The organism is Xanthomonas sp. NCPPB 3761 (genome assembly GCF_041475705.2).
Taxonomy (GTDB): Bacteria; Pseudomonadota; Gammaproteobacteria; order Xanthomonadales; family Xanthomonadaceae; genus Xanthomonas; species Xanthomonas phaseoli.
Genome location: NZ_CM191262.1, coordinates 3,826,312 through 3,841,545, shown reverse-complemented (window position 1 = coordinate 3,841,545; position 15,234 = coordinate 3,826,312). Strand labels below are relative to the sequence as shown.

At 66.3% G+C, this 15,234-nt stretch carries 17 protein-coding genes and 1 other RNA gene; 2 read left to right on the top strand and 16 right to left on the bottom strand.

The features are described 5' to 3' along the window. Positions 1-322: 322 nt before the first annotated feature. From ACCQ00_RS16705 to ACCQ00_RS16670, 8 genes are all read right to left on the bottom strand, one after another. A complete protein-coding gene (locus ACCQ00_RS16705; protein WP_014090972.1) occupies positions 323-1,204 on the bottom strand; it encodes a SirB1 family protein in 882 nt (293 codons plus the stop codon). 169 nt (positions 1,205-1,373) lie between these two features. After that, complete coding sequence (locus ACCQ00_RS16700) at positions 1,374-1,823, bottom strand: DUF192 domain-containing protein (protein WP_017156851.1); 450 nt, start codon at positions 1,821-1,823, stop codon at positions 1,374-1,376. Between the two features lie 161 nt (positions 1,824-1,984). Beyond that, a complete protein-coding gene (gene rpiA, locus ACCQ00_RS16695) occupies positions 1,985-2,632 on the bottom strand; it encodes a ribose-5-phosphate isomerase RpiA (RefSeq protein ID WP_039575773.1) in 648 nt (215 codons plus the stop codon). Positions 2,633-2,732: 100 nt separating this feature from the next. Next, entirely contained in the window at positions 2,733-3,209 is a 477-nt protein-coding gene (locus tag ACCQ00_RS16690; protein WP_039572009.1) for an EVE domain-containing protein, read from the bottom strand. Then, positions 3,206-3,796: a 5-formyltetrahydrofolate cyclo-ligase gene (locus ACCQ00_RS16685; RefSeq protein WP_039572012.1), complete on the bottom strand. Its 591-nt coding sequence runs from the start codon at positions 3,794-3,796 to the stop codon at positions 3,206-3,208. Before ACCQ00_RS16685 ends, ACCQ00_RS16690 begins: the two co-directional genes overlap by 4 nt. Positions 3,797-4,110: 314 nt before the next feature. Next, a non-coding RNA gene (gene ssrS / locus ACCQ00_RS16680) (6S RNA) lies at positions 4,111-4,294 on the bottom strand. A 95-nt stretch (positions 4,295-4,389) separates the two neighbouring features. Then, positions 4,390-4,689 carry a cell division protein ZapA gene (locus ACCQ00_RS16675; RefSeq protein WP_003486119.1) on the bottom strand — a complete coding sequence of 100 codons (300 nt, stop codon included), beginning with the start codon at positions 4,687-4,689 and terminating at the stop codon, positions 4,390-4,392. Then, a complete protein-coding gene (locus ACCQ00_RS16670) occupies positions 4,686-4,907 on the bottom strand; it encodes a TIGR02449 family protein (RefSeq protein WP_003486122.1) in 222 nt (73 codons plus the stop codon). Before ACCQ00_RS16670 ends, ACCQ00_RS16675 begins: the two co-directional genes overlap by 4 nt. 236 nt (positions 4,908-5,143) lie before the next feature. Between ACCQ00_RS16670 and ACCQ00_RS16665 the strand changes: the two genes are divergently transcribed. After that, positions 5,144-5,686 (top strand): YecA/YgfB family protein, encoded by a 543-nt coding sequence (locus ACCQ00_RS16665; protein ID WP_017156855.1) that lies wholly within the window; start codon positions 5,144-5,146, stop codon positions 5,684-5,686. A 9-nt stretch (positions 5,687-5,695) separates the two neighbouring features. Then, entirely contained in the window at positions 5,696-7,024 is a 1,329-nt protein-coding gene (locus ACCQ00_RS16660; protein ID WP_039572016.1) for an aminopeptidase P N-terminal domain-containing protein, read from the top strand. A 157-nt stretch (positions 7,025-7,181) separates the two neighbouring features. Here ACCQ00_RS16660 and ACCQ00_RS16655 read toward each other — a convergent pair whose 3' ends face one another. From ACCQ00_RS16655 to rph, 8 genes are all read right to left on the bottom strand, one after another. Continuing rightward, positions 7,182-7,580 carry an XVIPCD domain-containing protein gene (locus ACCQ00_RS16655; RefSeq protein WP_017156857.1) on the bottom strand — a complete coding sequence of 133 codons (399 nt, stop codon included), beginning with the start codon at positions 7,578-7,580 and terminating at the stop codon, positions 7,182-7,184. Between the two features lie 110 nt (positions 7,581-7,690). Then, positions 7,691-9,016 (bottom strand): Xaa-Pro dipeptidase, encoded by a 1,326-nt coding sequence (pepQ, locus tag ACCQ00_RS16650; RefSeq protein ID WP_039572019.1) that lies wholly within the window; start codon positions 9,014-9,016, stop codon positions 7,691-7,693. 203 nt (positions 9,017-9,219) lie between these two features. Then, entirely contained in the window at positions 9,220-9,567 is a 348-nt protein-coding gene (locus ACCQ00_RS16645; RefSeq protein WP_017156859.1) for a PilZ domain-containing protein, read from the bottom strand. Beyond that, on the bottom strand, positions 9,564-11,993 hold the full coding sequence (locus ACCQ00_RS16640) for a DUF1631 domain-containing protein (protein WP_039572022.1): 2,430 nt from the start codon (positions 11,991-11,993) through the stop codon (positions 9,564-9,566). Before ACCQ00_RS16640 ends, ACCQ00_RS16645 begins: the two co-directional genes overlap by 4 nt. A gap of 298 nt (positions 11,994-12,291) precedes the next feature. Then, positions 12,292-13,449: a radical SAM family heme chaperone HemW gene (gene hemW / locus ACCQ00_RS16635; RefSeq protein WP_039572025.1), complete on the bottom strand. Its 1,158-nt coding sequence runs from the start codon at positions 13,447-13,449 to the stop codon at positions 12,292-12,294. A 15-nt stretch (positions 13,450-13,464) separates the two neighbouring features. Continuing rightward, positions 13,465-14,064, bottom strand: a complete 600-nt coding sequence (rdgB, locus tag ACCQ00_RS16630; protein WP_017156862.1) for an RdgB/HAM1 family non-canonical purine NTP pyrophosphatase — start codon at positions 14,062-14,064, stop codon at positions 13,465-13,467. Then, on the bottom strand, positions 14,061-14,453 hold the full coding sequence (locus ACCQ00_RS16625; protein ID WP_039572029.1) for a VOC family protein: 393 nt from the start codon (positions 14,451-14,453) through the stop codon (positions 14,061-14,063). The genes rdgB and ACCQ00_RS16625 overlap by 4 nt, the downstream gene beginning before the upstream one ends. Continuing rightward, positions 14,450-15,175, bottom strand: coding sequence for a ribonuclease PH (rph, locus tag ACCQ00_RS16620; RefSeq protein ID WP_039572031.1), 726 nt, complete (start codon positions 15,173-15,175; stop codon positions 14,450-14,452). Before rph ends, ACCQ00_RS16625 begins: the two co-directional genes overlap by 4 nt. Between the last annotated feature and the right edge of the window lie 59 nt (positions 15,176-15,234).

Sequence of the window (15,234 nt, the reverse complement as noted above, 5' to 3'; positions counted from 1 at the left end):
TCTATGTTTTTGAAAAGAATGGGCTTAAGTTCGTCCAGATCAACGCCCTTAACAACGATGTGTTGGCCGTGCTACCCCTAGTGCCTGGCGCGACGTCCCACCTGCCTATAGCAACCAATGCAAAGAGTGCTCCGGCGCAGTCAGACGGACTGATGACAGCCCAGGCAAGCTGTCCTTGTAGTTCGCAAGTGGTCTACAGTGACGCAAATTATAATATTGTCGTCATATATGGCTCGAACGGCGAGTACATAACGTCTTATCAGGTGCCCAGATCACCCCAGGGTCAACCTCATTAAGCGATGCTGAGTTTTTGTTACAACAGTCAGTGCGCCCGCGCGCGCTGGCTGTTCAATTCCACCAGGTGTTCGTGCAGATGGGCCGCGTCCTGCGCGCCCGGGTTGAGCACCAGGTAGCGCGAGAGATCGTGGCGTGCGCCGTTGCGGTGGCCCAGATGCAGATAGGCCATGCCACGGTCGCGCAGGGCCTCGGGTTGGTCGGGCACCAGCTTCAGGATGCGGTCGGCGCTGCGGGCAGCGCGGTCCCAGTGCTCGGCATCGGCATAGACGCCGTGCAGGTTGCGCAGGATGCGGATCAAGATCGCGCGATGCGGGGCGGGGTCGAGAATCTGCGCCAGCGCGCGGTCGTCGGGAATCTCGCCACCCAGATGCGGGCGGGCACGTTCGCGCAGCTCATCCACGCCCAGCGGACGGCCGCCATTGAACGGGTCCATCACCAGTACGCCGTCATCTACCGGCAGACGCACCAGGAAATGACCGGGAAACGACACCCCGGCCAACGGGATGCCCAGCCGGCGCGCCACTTCGATCTGCACCATCGCCAGTGAAATCGGATTGCCAAGCCGGCGCTCGAACACCTGGTTGAGGTAGCTGTTGCGCGGGTCGTAATACTCGTCGTGGTTGCCCGAATAGCCCAGCTCGTCGAACAGGTAGCGATTGACCGCCGCCATCTTCAGCGGCCAAAGATCGATTGCGTCCACTTCGCGGCGCAGATGCTCGACGTGGCTCTGCACCAGCGTGTCGTACAGCTCGGCATCCAGCTGCGGATACTCGTCGCGCGCGATCAGCAGCGCGGTGGACATCAACGGCACCGCATCGTCGTCCAGGCTGGCGAGCGCGGTCCAATGGGGAAGTGGGAGCATGTCGACCATGCTGCCAAGAGTGTCGGCAAGCGGCGCAGGGTTCAAGTCCGGTACTTCCTGACAGGGACGCCGGCCGCATGAACACGTAACGCTGGAAGGCAGCTCTGCGTCCGATGGCCGCCAACGCCATCTGGGGATGTGACGCGCGGGTCTCGCCCGTCGTCAGGCCCCATGCGCCTGGCTGGTATGGCCCCGGCGCCTGGTCGCAGCCGCTTTATTTGAGCGTCGGGATGTCCGGGCTGAGGCGCAGCGTGGCGCCGTCCTGCAGGCCGAGCTTGGCGGCCTGGCCCGCGTTGAGCTCCAGCACATAGCGTGCGGGCTGCCTGCTGGGGTAGGGCGGACAGGCATCGCCGGCCGAACACGGCGGCACGTCGCGTTGCTGGGAAACCAGCCGGCGCTGTTCATCGAAATACAGGATATCCAGCGCGATCTTGGTGTTCTTCATCCAGTACGCCAGCGGCTCCTGGCGGTCGTGGATGAACAGCATGCCGCGGTCCTGGTCCATGGCATCGCGAAACATCAGCCCCTTGGCGCGATCGGCATCGTTCTGCGCCAGTTCGACCTTGTAGCGCGTACCTGCCAGTTCCACCCAGCTGTCGCCGCTGCTGGCGCAGCCGCCGAGCAGGGCCAGAAGCGCAAGGATTAGAAAACCGGGACAACGCATGCGGCATACCAACTGGCAAGGATGCCGCACCATCTGCCAAGCGGCTGCGCGCGTCAAGCTGCCGCGGTGCGTCGTGCGGTTGCTGCAAGCGCGATAGTGCGATCCGCCATCGCTTCGCAATGCGAGTCGTCACTGCGCATGCGAAGGTCCGCACGCGATCTTCAGAGCACCCGCGGTGGCTCGCCGCCCACGATCACCACATCGGCCGGCCGGCGCGCGAACAAACCCACGCAGACCACGCCGGGGATCTGGTTCAAGCTGCGCTCCAGCGCCACCGGGTCGGTGATCTGCAGGTTGTGCACGTCCAGCACCACGTTGCCGTTGTCGGTCACCACGCCGTCGCGCCACACCGGCTGGCCGCCGGTCGACGCCAGGATCTGGCGGGCGACCAGGCTGCGCGCCATCGGAATCACCTCGATCGGCAGCGGGAACTTGCCCAGCACCGGCACCTGCTTGCTGGGGTCGACGATGCAGATGAAGCGCTCGCTGGCTTCGGCGATGATCTTCTCACGCGTCAGCGCTGCGCCGCCGCCCTTGATCAGACAACGGTTCGGTTCGCATTCGTCGGCGCCGTCCACATACAGCGACAGGTTGCCGGTGTGATTGAGGTCAAGCACCTCGATGCCATGCTGGCGCAGGCGCGCGGTGCTCTGTTCGGAACTGGACACTGCGCCCTTGATGCGATGGCCGATGCGGCCCAGCGCGTCGATGAAGTAAGCCACCGTCGAGCCGGTGCCCACTCCGACGATCATGCCGTCTTCCACGTAATCGATCGCTTTTTCGGCGGCCAGGCGTTTTGCTTCGGACATGGGGAAGAGCTCGGGATGGGTGATTGGGGATTTGGGATTCGGAAGAGCCGGTCACGCGGGGGGGGGGGCAATGGGAAAATCCCAACTGCCCAATCCCCAATCACGGCGTTTCCATCGCCAACAACAGCTTCCACTGTGCGGCGGTGACCGGCAGGATCGACAGGCGGTTGCCGCGTGCGATCAGCGCAAAGCCTTCGCCCAGCGCATCGGCCTGTTGCTTGATTTCATCCAGCGAAATCGTGCGTGTGAGTTTGCGCTCGAAGGCCACGTCCACCAGCATCCAGCGCGGATCTTCGCGCGTGGACTTTGGGTCGTGGTAGTCGGAGGACGGGTCGAACTGGGTGTCGTCCGGGTAAGCCTCGCTCGCCACCTTGGCGATGCCGACGATGCCGGGCACCTTGCAGTTGGAATGATAAAAAAACACCCCATCGCCTACCCGCATGCCATCGCGCATGAAGTTGCGCGCCTGGTAATTGCGCACGCCATTCCACGGTTCGGTGCCGACGCGTTCCAGATCGTCGATGGAAAAGGTGTCCGGTTCGGACTTCATCAACCAGTAGCGCTTGCGGGCAGTCATTCGGAAACGGTGTCGTCTTTCAGGAAGGTGGCGTGTTCGGTGCAGATGGCGTCGACCGCCACATCCCATGCTTCGGAATCCAGGGCGGGCACCTGCTGCGCAGCGAAGCCAACACCGACCAACCAGGGAGGCGGCGCCTGGCGATGCCGGAACGCGAAGCTGCGATCATACCAGCCGCCTCCCATGCCCAGCCGACGGCACGCCGCATCGAAACCGGTCAGCGGCGCGACCACCAGTGCCATCTCCCCCGCTGCCAACGTGTCGGCGCGCGCCACATCCGGCTCCGGAATGCCGTAGCGATTGCTCACCAGTGGCTGGCCCGGTCGCCACGGTGCAAAGCGCAGCACGCGCCCATCCAGCACCGGCAGGCAGTAGCGCACCCCCGCCGGCAGGGTCAGCTGCCAGCGATGCAGCGCAATTTCGCCGTCCATCGCCCAGTACCCAGCCACGGCTCCGCTGTGCGGTGCGAACGGCAGCGCCAGCAAACGCTGTGCCAACGCATCGGCGGCGGCCAGGCGCTGCGCCGCCGGCAGGCTGCGGCGGTGTGCGCGCAACTGCTGGCGCAACGCATCTCGGTCCTCGGTCATCGGTTTCTCGCAGCGCAATCGGAGTTGCATTGTCGAATGCGCGCACGCGCCTGCCTAGCGTGGGTGCGCTGCGGCCCGCAGCTGCGATTGCACTGCGGGCATGCCGAGAGAGCCGTACGGGGGGCACACTGCCCGGACATCTCCGCTGCCTCTGCACGTGCATGGTCGATATGCGCATCGCCGCACGCGGCAACGCCACCGACACAGCACCAGCATCGCGAGCGAAACGGGCACTCCGTGCCACTTCAACTGCCGCACGTCAGACCTTCAGGCGCGCAAAAAGAAACGACGCCCGAAGGCGCCGTTTCAGATTTGCATTCTCCGCCGTGACGATGCGGGCGAAACGACCTTGAACCCGGGGTTCAAGTGGGGACGTTGTGAGGCCATCGGGCTTCCCGCTACAAGGCGGACTTGCACACCCGGCTTCGTCGCGCCCCCGTGGTCGTAATTAAGGGACAAGGCGAATGTTTTGCACGCTGTCGTTTACAGCAGAGAACGCAGGCGAATTATAGACCTCTGTGCCGCGATGGCTAGCCCACTCGTCGGTCAGCGGACTTGAAGATTCATATTTGCGATGGCAGTGCGAATTCCGCTCAACGCGGCGTGTCGGCAACGCTGTCGAGCCGGCGATTCAAGGTGTCCAGCGTATTTGCCAGTTCACGATCGTAGAGCGCCTGCTGTTCGCGCAGTTGCTGCAATTCGTGCGCCAGATTGAGCGCGGCCAGCACCGCGACACGATCCACTGCCGCCATGCGATTGCTGCCGCGGATCTCACGCATGCGTAGATCCAGCAGCCGCGCGGCGGCGGTGAGACTTTCGCGCTCGTCTGCCGTCACGCCCACCGTGTATTCACGATCCAGAATGCGCACGCTGACCGGTTCGTTGTTGCTCACGTGTGCTGCTCCAATGACTTCAGGCGGGCGATCATCGCTTCCACCCGCGAGCGCGCCTGCTCGTTCTTGGTCAACAGTTGCGAGCGCTCGCCGATGAGCTGCTCCTGCTGGTGACGCAGGCTGCGGTTTTCGTCGGTGAGCCGCTGGGTACGCTCCACCAACGCCTCCACGCGGGCGGCGAGTGCGCGGATCTGAGCGAGGGCGGCAGCGTTGTCCATGCGCTCACGATAGGGGCGCGTGCGCGGGGTGGTCAAGCGCCCACGCCTGCCCCGATCCCCGGCGTCGGCCCAAGCCCTGCAAGGCCTGCCACAGGATCCAGGCAGGTCGACATTGCAGGCGTGGAACGCGCGCTCAAACGAGCAGATCGCGGCCCACGCAGGCCGCCTTGGTACACTGGCAAGTCATATCGCCGGCCGTGCGCCGGCACCTTTCGCTCTTCAGCCTGGATGACCCGATGGATCTGCCCGACGTAACCGCTGTGCAAAATGAAAGCCGTCAGCTCGCGCTGGCGTCCTCTGCGGCGGAGTTGCATGGCGGGCTGTGCGGGTGGCTCTCCGGCGGCGGTGCCGACAGCGCCGACTGGCTGGCGCGCATTCTGGCCGACAGCGGGCAGGTGGCGCCCAAGCAGGGTGGAGCGCTGGATCAGCTGCGGCAGGCCACCGTAGCGCAACTGGAAGACCGCGATTTCGCCTTCGAGCTGCTGCTCGTGGAAGACGGCGCCCCGTTGCCGGCGCGCACCGATGCATTGTTCGACTGGTGCCGAGCCTTCCTGGGCGGCTTCGGCCTGGCTGCGCAGCAGCGTCCGGCACTGAGCGAAGAAGGCGAGGAAGCGCTGCAGGATCTGGCGCGTCTGGCGCAGGCCTCCAGCGAGGACTTCGACGCGGCCGACGAGGACGACACTGCCTTGGCCGAGATCGAAGAATTCGTGCGCGTGGCGGTGCTGTTGCTGCATGGCGACTGCGTGATGGGGCCGCGCTTTCGCCAACGTCTGAACTGATTGCCCGGCATGAAGAAGCTCACCGGGATTGGCGCGGCCGAATACGCGCGCCGGCGCAAGCAGCTGATGCAGATGGCGGGCGATCAGGCCATTCTGATCTTGCCGGCCGCGCCTGAGCGCGTGCGTAGCCACGACACGCATTACCCGTATCGACAGGATTCGGATTTCTGGTATCTGAGTGGGTTTCCGGAGCCCGAAGCGGTGATGGTGCTGGTGCCCGGCCGCAAGCATGGCGAGGCGATTCTGTTCTGCCGCGAACGCGATGCCGAGCGCGAAGCCTGGGATGGCCCGCGCGAGGGTCAGGAAGGTGCGGTGGAGCGCTACGGCATGGACGATGCGTACCCCATCGACGATGTCGACGAGATCCTGCCCGGCCTGCTGGAAGGGCGTAGCCGCGTGTACTACCACTTCGGGCGCGATGTCGATTTCGATCTCAAATTGATCGGCTGGCTCAAGCGCGTGCGCGAGCAGGTGCGCCACGGGGCGCAGCCGCCACATGAATTCCTCGAGCTCGGGCATCTGCTGCACGAGCAGCGCCTGTTCAAATCACGCGACGAAATCGCGCTGATGCAGCAGGCTGCCGACATCAGCGTGCGCGCGCACCGTGCAGCGATGCGGCTGGCGCGGCCGGGTGTGCACGAATACGCACTGCAGGCCGAGGTCGAGCGCGAATTCCGCGCTGCCGATGCATGGCCGGCCTACGGCAGCATCGTCGGCACCGGCAGCAACGCCTGCGTGCTGCATTACCGCGCCAACACTGCGCGCAGCCGCGACGGCGAGCTGGTGCTGATCGATGCCGGTGCCGAATATCGCGGCTATGCGGCCGATATCACCCGCACCTTTCCGGTCAACGGCCGCTTCACGCCAGCGCAGCGTGCATTGCACGATCTGGTCGGTGCTGCGCAGGCGGCTGCGCTTGCCCAGGCGCGCCCGGGCGTGGCGTACGAGGCAGGGCATCTGGCTGCAGTGGAAACCTTGACCGAAGGCCTGCTACGGCTGGGCCTGCTCAAGGGCAAGCTTGAACGCAACATCGCCGATGGACACTACAAGCGTTTTTATCGGCACAAGACCGGCCACTGGTTGGGCCTGGATGTGCACGATGTGGGCGACTATCGGCTGGCCGGCGATTCGCGGCTGCTCGAGCCCAGCATGGTGTTCACCATCGAGCCGGGGCTTTACGTGTCGGCCAACGACACCTCGGTAGAGGCCAAGTGGCGCGGCATCGGCATTCGCACCGAAGACAATGTGCTGATCACGGCCGATGGCTACCGTGTACTGACCGGTGCGCTGGCGCGCAGTGCCGACGAGATCGAAGCGGAGATGGCCGGCGGCGCATGAGCGCCGGCGCGCGGGGAATTGACAAGGAGCGACGCGCTGCAGCGGGCGTCATGACCGCAGGCGCAGCGTAAGCGCAGCCGTCGCGCTGTGGTGCAACACCGATATTGGGCATCGGCCGCGCGCACCGGGCAGCTGGGCGGACGTGTGTCGGCCGCGGTTATTGGCCCAGCTGCGGCGCCTGCGTGCGCTCGGGCTGTTGCACTGGCGCACTCTGCCCGCCGAGCTGGCGCGCGCGCTCGAACGATTGCTCTTCCGGCGTGCCCAGCGCCTGTTCGGTCTTCATGTGCGCGCGCAGATGCGCCGGGTTGGCCGGGTCGCCCTGCACCACGAACACGTTCTCGCCACCGTGCACGCCGCGATTGTTCGCTTCGCTCATCAGTACATGATCCACGCGCGAGAGCCCGCCTTCCTTGGCCAGTGGCAACAAGGCGGCGGTGAGGCGTGCGCTGGCCTGATCGGGGACGCGGCCGTGCGCCGCATCGATCGCATGCACGCCGCGTTCGATCTGTTGATACATCGCGTGGTCCGGGTGCGCGCTCTGGCGTGGGTCGTTCATGGCGGTATTCCGTGTGGTGGTTTCCAAGCGTGGCGGGGCGCGATCGGGCGGTGGATGGCGCGGCTGAGAGCCCACTTCGCAACCGTGGTGTGGTCAGTTGCGCCTGGTGCTCATGCGGCGGCAAAGACCGGGCGGGTCAGATTTTCCGCGTTGCCGTCGGTGCACACCACCTCATCTTCGATGCGAATGCCGCCGTAGGGCTTGAAGGCTTCCACGCGCTGCCAGTTGACGCTGGCGGCGTGGCCATTCTTCTTCACTTGGTCCAGCAGCATGTCGATGAAGTACACGCCAGGTTCGATGGTCACCACCATGCCCGGTTCCAGCACGCGGGTCAGGCGCAGGTACGGGTGGCCGGCCGGGCGTTCGATGCGGCCGCCGCGGTCGCTGGCGGCAAAACCGGCCACGTCGTGCACTTGCAGGCCGATCAGATGGCCCAGACCGTGCGGGAAGAACGCGGCGCTGACGCCGGTGGCCAATGCCGCTTCCGGCGAGACGGTCAGCACGCCGAACTCCTTGAGGATGCCCATCAACGCCAGATGCGCGTCGATGTGCAGTTGCTTGTAATCCGCGCCGGCGCGCACGTCCTGACCCATGCGCAGCTGGGCGGCATCCACCGCGTCGATCAGCGCCTGAAAGTCGCTGCCGGGGTCGGCGGCGTAGGTGCGGGTGATGTCGCTGGCGTAGCCGTATGCGGAGGCGCCGGCGTCGATCAGGAAGCTACGCAGCGGTTGCGGCGGTTGCTGGCCCAGTTCGGTGTAGTGCAGCACCGCGCCGTGTTCGTTGAGCGCGATGATGTTGCCGTACGGCAAGTCATTGGCGTCATGGCCCACTGCCGCGCAATACGCCATGTGGATGCCGAATTCGCTTTGTCCGGCGCGGAACGCGGCTTCCGCAGCGCGATGGCCGCGCACCGCCAGCTGCTGGGCGATGCGCAGCAATGCCAGTTCGTAGGGCGTCTTGAACGCGCGCTGGTATTCCAGGTAAGCGAGCACCGGCTGCGGGTTGTTCGGCACGTATGCACCGAGCGCGCTTTGCGGCTCGCCGAGAATCGCGCAGCGCTCAACGTGTTTGGGCAGCAGCGCCAGCGCCTGCTCCGGAGTGCGGATGATATGGATGTCGCAGTGGTCGACCCACCAGCCGCTGGGCGCGTCGGGCACCACATGCCAGTAGTCGAAGGGCTGATGGAAGATCACCGTCGGGCGCTTGCCCGGCGTGTAGACCAGCCAGCTGTTGGGGACCCGTGTCAGCGGCACCCAGGCCTTGAACTGCGGGTTCACCGCGTAGGGATAATCGCGGTCGTCGAACAGCTGGTAATGCGTGCTGCCGCTGGGAACCACCAGATGCTCGAAACCGCCGCGCTGCAGCGCTTCGTCGGCGCGCGCGGTAAGGATGCGCAGGTGGTCGGAGTACAGGCTGCTCAAGGAGGGCTGGGGCATGCGGGGCTCGATCGGCAATACAAAGGCGATGCGCAGTTTGCCGCAATCCCTGCAACGGCACTGTGTCTGATACGGCCGACAACCAAGGCGCAATTGTCCGTGGGCAACCACCGGCACAACCGAACAACAGTGAACGCATGTGCCTGCGGCGCCGCGCATCGGCAGCGCCCGCTTGGCCGTTGCGCCGCCGTGTGACGGCGCGCTTACCCGGCCATATGTTCTTCGGCAATCCAGGCGCGCAGGCGTTGCCGGTGCGGCTCGGACATGGTCAGGAAGCGGAAGCCCGCCCAGGCCTGCCCGGGTGCGTGTGCGGCTTCGGACCACAGCAGATGCACGCCGACATCGATCTCGGTCGCGCGCCCAACCCGCTCGGGCAGCGAAAAGCGCAACTGGTACAAGGCGTCGTCGTGCAGCGGCACCGAGGCCAACAACAGCATGCCGGTTTCGGACACATTGCCGACCCGGCCGATCTGCGCCTCGCTGAGCATGTCGATGACCGGCAGCAGGTCAGTTGGCTGGCGGCGCGGTGCGCGGCGGGTGTCCTGGATCATGGCTGGGCCTCGGCAACAGGCGCCTGGCCGGCCAGGCTGCGCAGCGTGCGCACGGTGGCATGCCAGGCGCGATCGATCAGACGCGATTTTTCTTCCACCACCAAACGTGCCTGCCCACCGGCCATCAACCGCGCCAGGCTGTCCAGCGAGTGCTCGCCAACCTTCTGCCCGCGCTGGTTCACGAACAGCGCGTTGCCGGTCATTGGGCTGTACCAGGACAGGCGTTGCCGGCGCAGGTCGCCTTGCTGGTTGACCACGAATTCGAACCAGGTGCCGAACGGCAAGCTGCGCACCTGCAGATAGCATTCCTCTTCGGCAGGCGTGCGTGGCGTGGCCGCCTGCTTGCGCGGAGCGTTGTCGCCCTGCTCGCCAAGCCGCGCGCGTGCCTTGAGCTTGGCGGCAAGCTCGGTGCGCGAGGTCACCTCGTCCTCGCCACCGGGCGTGGACAAGCGCCGTGCGATCGCCGCTGCTTCATCATGGTGATAGCCCACCTGCAGCAACGCGGTTTCCACGTCGGTGCCCAGTGCGATGTCGGTGGGTTGGCCCTTGCTGCGGCAGGTGACCTCGCCAATGCGTGCGGTCAGCGCCTGGCGCTCCTCCCATTCGGGCGACTGCTCGCCCTGCCGCAGCAAGGTCAGCGTGAGCACGTCCGACCAGGCCTGGCGCAGCAGCGATTGCACAAAGCGCGGCGGCGCGCTTTGTTCGCACAGCTGCTCGATGCGCGCTTCGGCCTGCTGCTTGGCAGATTCCAGCCGCTCCTTCCCGCGCGCAGCATCCACATGCCGCCGCTCGGCCACCTCGGCCTTGCGCGCGAGGGTGCGCAGATGGGTCTGGATGTCGTCGTTGGCCGCGGCGAAAACAGCCTCGTCGCCTTGATAGTCGTGGACGATCTTGTCGACCGCGCTGCCCAGCTTGTGCAGCAGTTGCGGGTCGGCATCGTCCTCGCCCAGCCACACGGCCCCGGACTCGGCGACGGTGTTGAGCAATTCGCGTACCGGGTGCTGGTCGCGCACGAAAAAATGCGCATCGGCCAACGCCGCGCGCACCACCGGCACCTGCAACTTGGCCAGCAGCGCCTGGGCGGGAGCCTGCTCGCGCACCTCGCGCTGCATCTGCGCATACAGCAGGCCGAGCAGGTCGAAGGTGTCGTTGTCCTGCGGCGATAGCGCAGCATCGGGGCCGTGCTGACGGCGCAGCACTTCCAGCACCTGCCGCTGCAGCACATCGATGCCCGATGCCTGTGGCGTTGCTGCCGCCTGCGTGGCCAGCGCACCTTGCAGGCTGGCCAAGGCATCGCCAAGCGCTGCCTTGGGCACCGCAACGGCCGCACTGTGCTGCGATGCCTGGGCCACCGCGGCGAGCGAGGTAGGAGAGGGCGCCGTGACCTCGTGATGGGCGGGCGCCCCCGCGCCTGCGTGGCTTGCGTGTGCCGCTGCCTGCGACTGCCGTGCCGACGCCATCAAGCCGCCCAGCGCCTGGACTGCGTCGCTGAGCGCCGGCGACAGCGCCTGCGCAGGTGGGGCGATTGCCATTGCTGGTGGCGCGGCAGCGGGATCCAGCAAGGCGCTCTGCCACGCCGTCGGTGCGGCTTGGCCTGCCCAGCCGGTGGCCGGTCGCGGCGTGCGCGGGCCCGCACCAGGCGTATTCGGTGCGGCAGCGTCTTTCGACCCATGCGCCGCTGCCGGTGGCGCACGCCGCGTCTGCACCTGCGTGGGTTTGACCAGATACGGGTGATAGATCAATCCCGGCAGGATGCCTTCCTGGGCCAGCGCGCTGTTGGCACTTTCGAACAGGTCGCCCAGGCGGTCCATCACCTGGCGCTCGAACACCTTGTACAGCGTCAGCTGCCCATCCAGGTTCAGTCCCAGCGTCTGACCGCACTGGCGCACGATGCGGCACAGCGCGTAGGGGCCAAGCGGCAATTCTTCCAGCTCGAATTCGGCCACCGCACCGATCACCGCCAGGCGCTGCGCCAGCAGGTGCAGGGCATCGGCGCGCCGCGAGGTTTCGCGGCGTGCGATGTCGCTCAAGACAATGTCGCGGTCGATATCGGTGTCTTCGACCAGGGTCAGCATCTGTGCTGGCGCAGGCGCATCGGTCAATGGTGTCAGCACCGGGCGCTCACGCAGGCTGGCCAGCGCTTGCGCCAGTTCCTGCAGGAATGCCTGTGGGAAGCGGTCGATGTGGTCACGCAGGCCGCGCATCTGTGCGTAGGTTTCGGCCTGGATCTGGCTATTGCGTGCATGCTCGGCCTGATGCAACAGCTCGCGTTCCAGCTCGACGACGGTCAGCCGCAGCGGTCCGCTCAACGCCTGCACGCAGTGCGCGTGCAGCATGCCGAGCAGTCGCCGGCCACGCGCGGATACCGGCGCATCGGCAATCGGACCGCTAACTGCAGGTTGCATGGGAGACACGTGCATGGACATCCGGGGGAGGCTGGCTCGGTTCGAAGCGTGAGCTATGTAGCATGTTTTTTCGCTGACCGCGCGGCATCGGCTCGCGCCGGCGCGTCCGGCCCGCGATGTGTCAGCCAGTGGTCATGCGGGCCTGCGCCAAATGCGTATGGCCGATGCCCCGGTTCTGCCGGCGCGCCCCAATCCGCTCACACCCCTCGCGCACGCGCGTCAGCCAGGCGTGGATGGCGCACGGTGCGCAAGGCGGTACATGCCGATGCCACGCGCCCGACCGCGCCACCCCGGCAGTGAACGCAGCTCTTCGCTGCGCTTAGACCAGGAACAGCTCGACCACATCATTGGTAAAACGCCGACCCAACTCGGTCGGCACCATGCGCCCGTCCTGCTGGGTCATCCAGCCCTGTGCCACCGCGCGCGCCAGCGGCGCTTCGATGGCGCTGGCCGCAAGGCCGGTGGACGCCTCGAAATCGCTTAGCCGGAAGCCCTCATGCAGGCGCAGCAGGTTGAGCATGTACTCGAACGGCAGCCGTTCGCTCGGCACGATTTCGTCCCCGCCGATGGATGCGGCGGTACCGGCGCTGGCCAGATAGCTCTGCGGATGCTTGTGCTTCCAGCGCCGCAGCACGTGCGCTTGGGCACCGGAGCTGATCTTGCCGTGCGCGCCCGCACCGATGCCCAGGTAGTCGCCGAATCGCCAGTAGTTGAGGTTGTGCGCGCACTGTCGCCCCGGCCTGGCGTACGCGCTGACTTCGTATTGGGCGTAGCCGGCGTCGGCCAGCAGGCGTTGGCAGTGCTCCTGGATATCCCAGGCGGCATCGTCGTCGGGAATGCCCTTGGGCGGCCGCGCGAAGAACACCGTGTTCGGCTCCAGCGTGAGCTGGTAATGCGACAGGTGCGCCGGCTGCAGCGCGAAGGCACGCTCCAGGTCGTGCTCGGCCTGCATCAGCGTCTGCTCGGGCAGCGCGTACATCAGGTCGATATTGAAATTATCGTAGCCGGCGTCTTGCGCCAGTTTGATCGCGCGCTCGGCTTCTGCGCTGTCGTGAATGCGGCCAAGGCGCTGCAGCGCCACGTCGTCGAAGGTCTGCACGCCGAAGCTCAGGCGGTTGACGCCCGCAGCGCGGTAGTGCTCGAAACGGCCGTGTTCTGCGGTACCCGGATTGGTTTCCAGGGTGATTTCAAGAGTCGGGGCAAAACGCAGCCGCGCCGCCGCTGCCTGCAGGAAGCGGTCGATCGCCTGCGGCGGAAACAGGCTGGGCGTGCCGCCGCCGAAGAACACCGAGTGCACCACGCGACCCCAGACCAATGGCAGGTCCGCATCCAGGTCGCGGATCAGCGCGTCCACGTACTCCTCGAACGGCAATGCGCCCTTGGCCGCATGCGAATTGAAATCGCAATACGGGCATTTGCGCACGCACCAGGGCAGATGCACGTAGAGCGACAACGGCGGCGGAATCAGCTGGGGCATTGCGCGAGGTGTGCCTTACAGCGACAGCGCATGCAGCTTGTGCTGCAGCGTGGCCAGGGCCGCCGCGCGATGGCTGAGGCGGTTCTTCAACGCGGTGTCCATCTCCGCCGCGGTCAGGCCATACACCGGATCCAGAAACACCGGGTTGTAGCCGAAACCGCCATCGCCGCGCGGTTCGGTCGTGATCACCCCTTCCCAGCTGCCTTCGGCGATCAGCGGCTGCGGATCTTCCGGATGCCGCAGCAACACGATCACCGCGTAAAACCGCGCGCTGCGGCGATCGCTCGGAACCTCGCGCATCGCGTCGAGCAACTTGGCGTTGTTGGCCAGCGCGTTGGTGGGGCTGCCGGCATAGCGCGCGCTGTACAGGCCGGGTGCGCCATCCAATGCATCCACGATCAGCCCAGAGTCATCGGCCAGCGCCGGCAAGCCGGTCACCGCGCTGGCATGGCGTGCCTTGATCAGCGCGTTCTCGACGAAGGTCAGGCCGGTTTCCGGCACATCGTCCACGCCCAGTTCGCCTTGCGCGACGATGCGCAGCGGCAGGCCGGCGAGCATGGCGCGCAGTTCTTCCAGTTTGCCGGCGTTGCCGCTGGCCAGGACCAGTTCTTTCATCGTTTGGGCTCCAGCAGATCCCACTTGGTGCCGTACAGATCGCGGAAGACTACGACCGTGCCGTACGGCTCTTCGCGCGGGGTTTCCAGAAATTCCACGCCGAACGCCTGCATGGCCGCGTGGTCGCGCCAGAAGTCATCGGTGTAGAGGAAATGATCCACCCGCCCACCGGTCTGGTCGCCGATGCGTGCGCGTTGCGCGGCGTCGGCCGGCTGCGCCAGCAGCAGGGCGGCATCGTCTGCACCGCCCGGGCCGATCACGACCCAGCGCTTGCCATCCTCGAGCGGGCGATCCTGCAGCACGTGGAAACCCAGCGCGCCGGTGTACCAGGCAATGGCCGCATCGTAGTCGGCAACCAGCAAGGTGGTCAGGGCGATGCGGCGGCTCATCCGGCCAGCGCAGCGCGTTGCAGCGCGAACAGCTCGCCCGTGCCCTTTTCGGCCAGGGCCAGCAGCGCGTTGAGTTCGTCGCGACGGAAGGCGTGGCCTTCGGCCGTGCCTTGCAGCTCGATGAAACCGCCGCCGTCGTTCATCACCACATTCATGTCGGTATCGCAGTCGCTGTCTTCCGGGTAGTCCAGGTCCAGCACCGGTTCACCACGATAGATGCCGACCGACACCGCAGCCACCGCGCCGATCAGCGGATGCTTCTTGATGTCGCCGCGCTTGATCAGCAGGTTCACCGCATCGGCCAGCGCCACGTACGCGCCGGTGATGGCCGCGGTGCGGGTGCCGCCATCGGCCTGCAGCACGTCGCAGTCCAGGGTGATGGTGCGCTCGCCCAGCGCATTGCGGTCCACGCAGGCGCGCAGTGCACGGCCGATCAGGCGCTGGATTTCCAGCGTGCGTCCGCCCTGCTTGCCGCGTGCGGCTTCGCGATCGGAACGGGTGTGGGTGGAGCGCGGCAACATGCCGTATTCGGCGGTGACCCAGCCTTCGCCCTTGCCGCGCAGGAAGCCCGGCACGCGGTTTTCCACGCTGGCGGTGCACAGCACGCGGGTGTCGCCGAAGCTGACCAGCACCGAGCCTTCGGCATGGCGGGTGAAGGCGCGTTCGATGCGCACCGGGCGCAGCTGGTCGGCCGTGCGGCCGCTGGGACGGGAAAAGGTCATGCAATGAGTCCGGAAGTCGGGAGGTGGGTCTGGCGCCACTGCGCAGCGTGCAGGCAGCC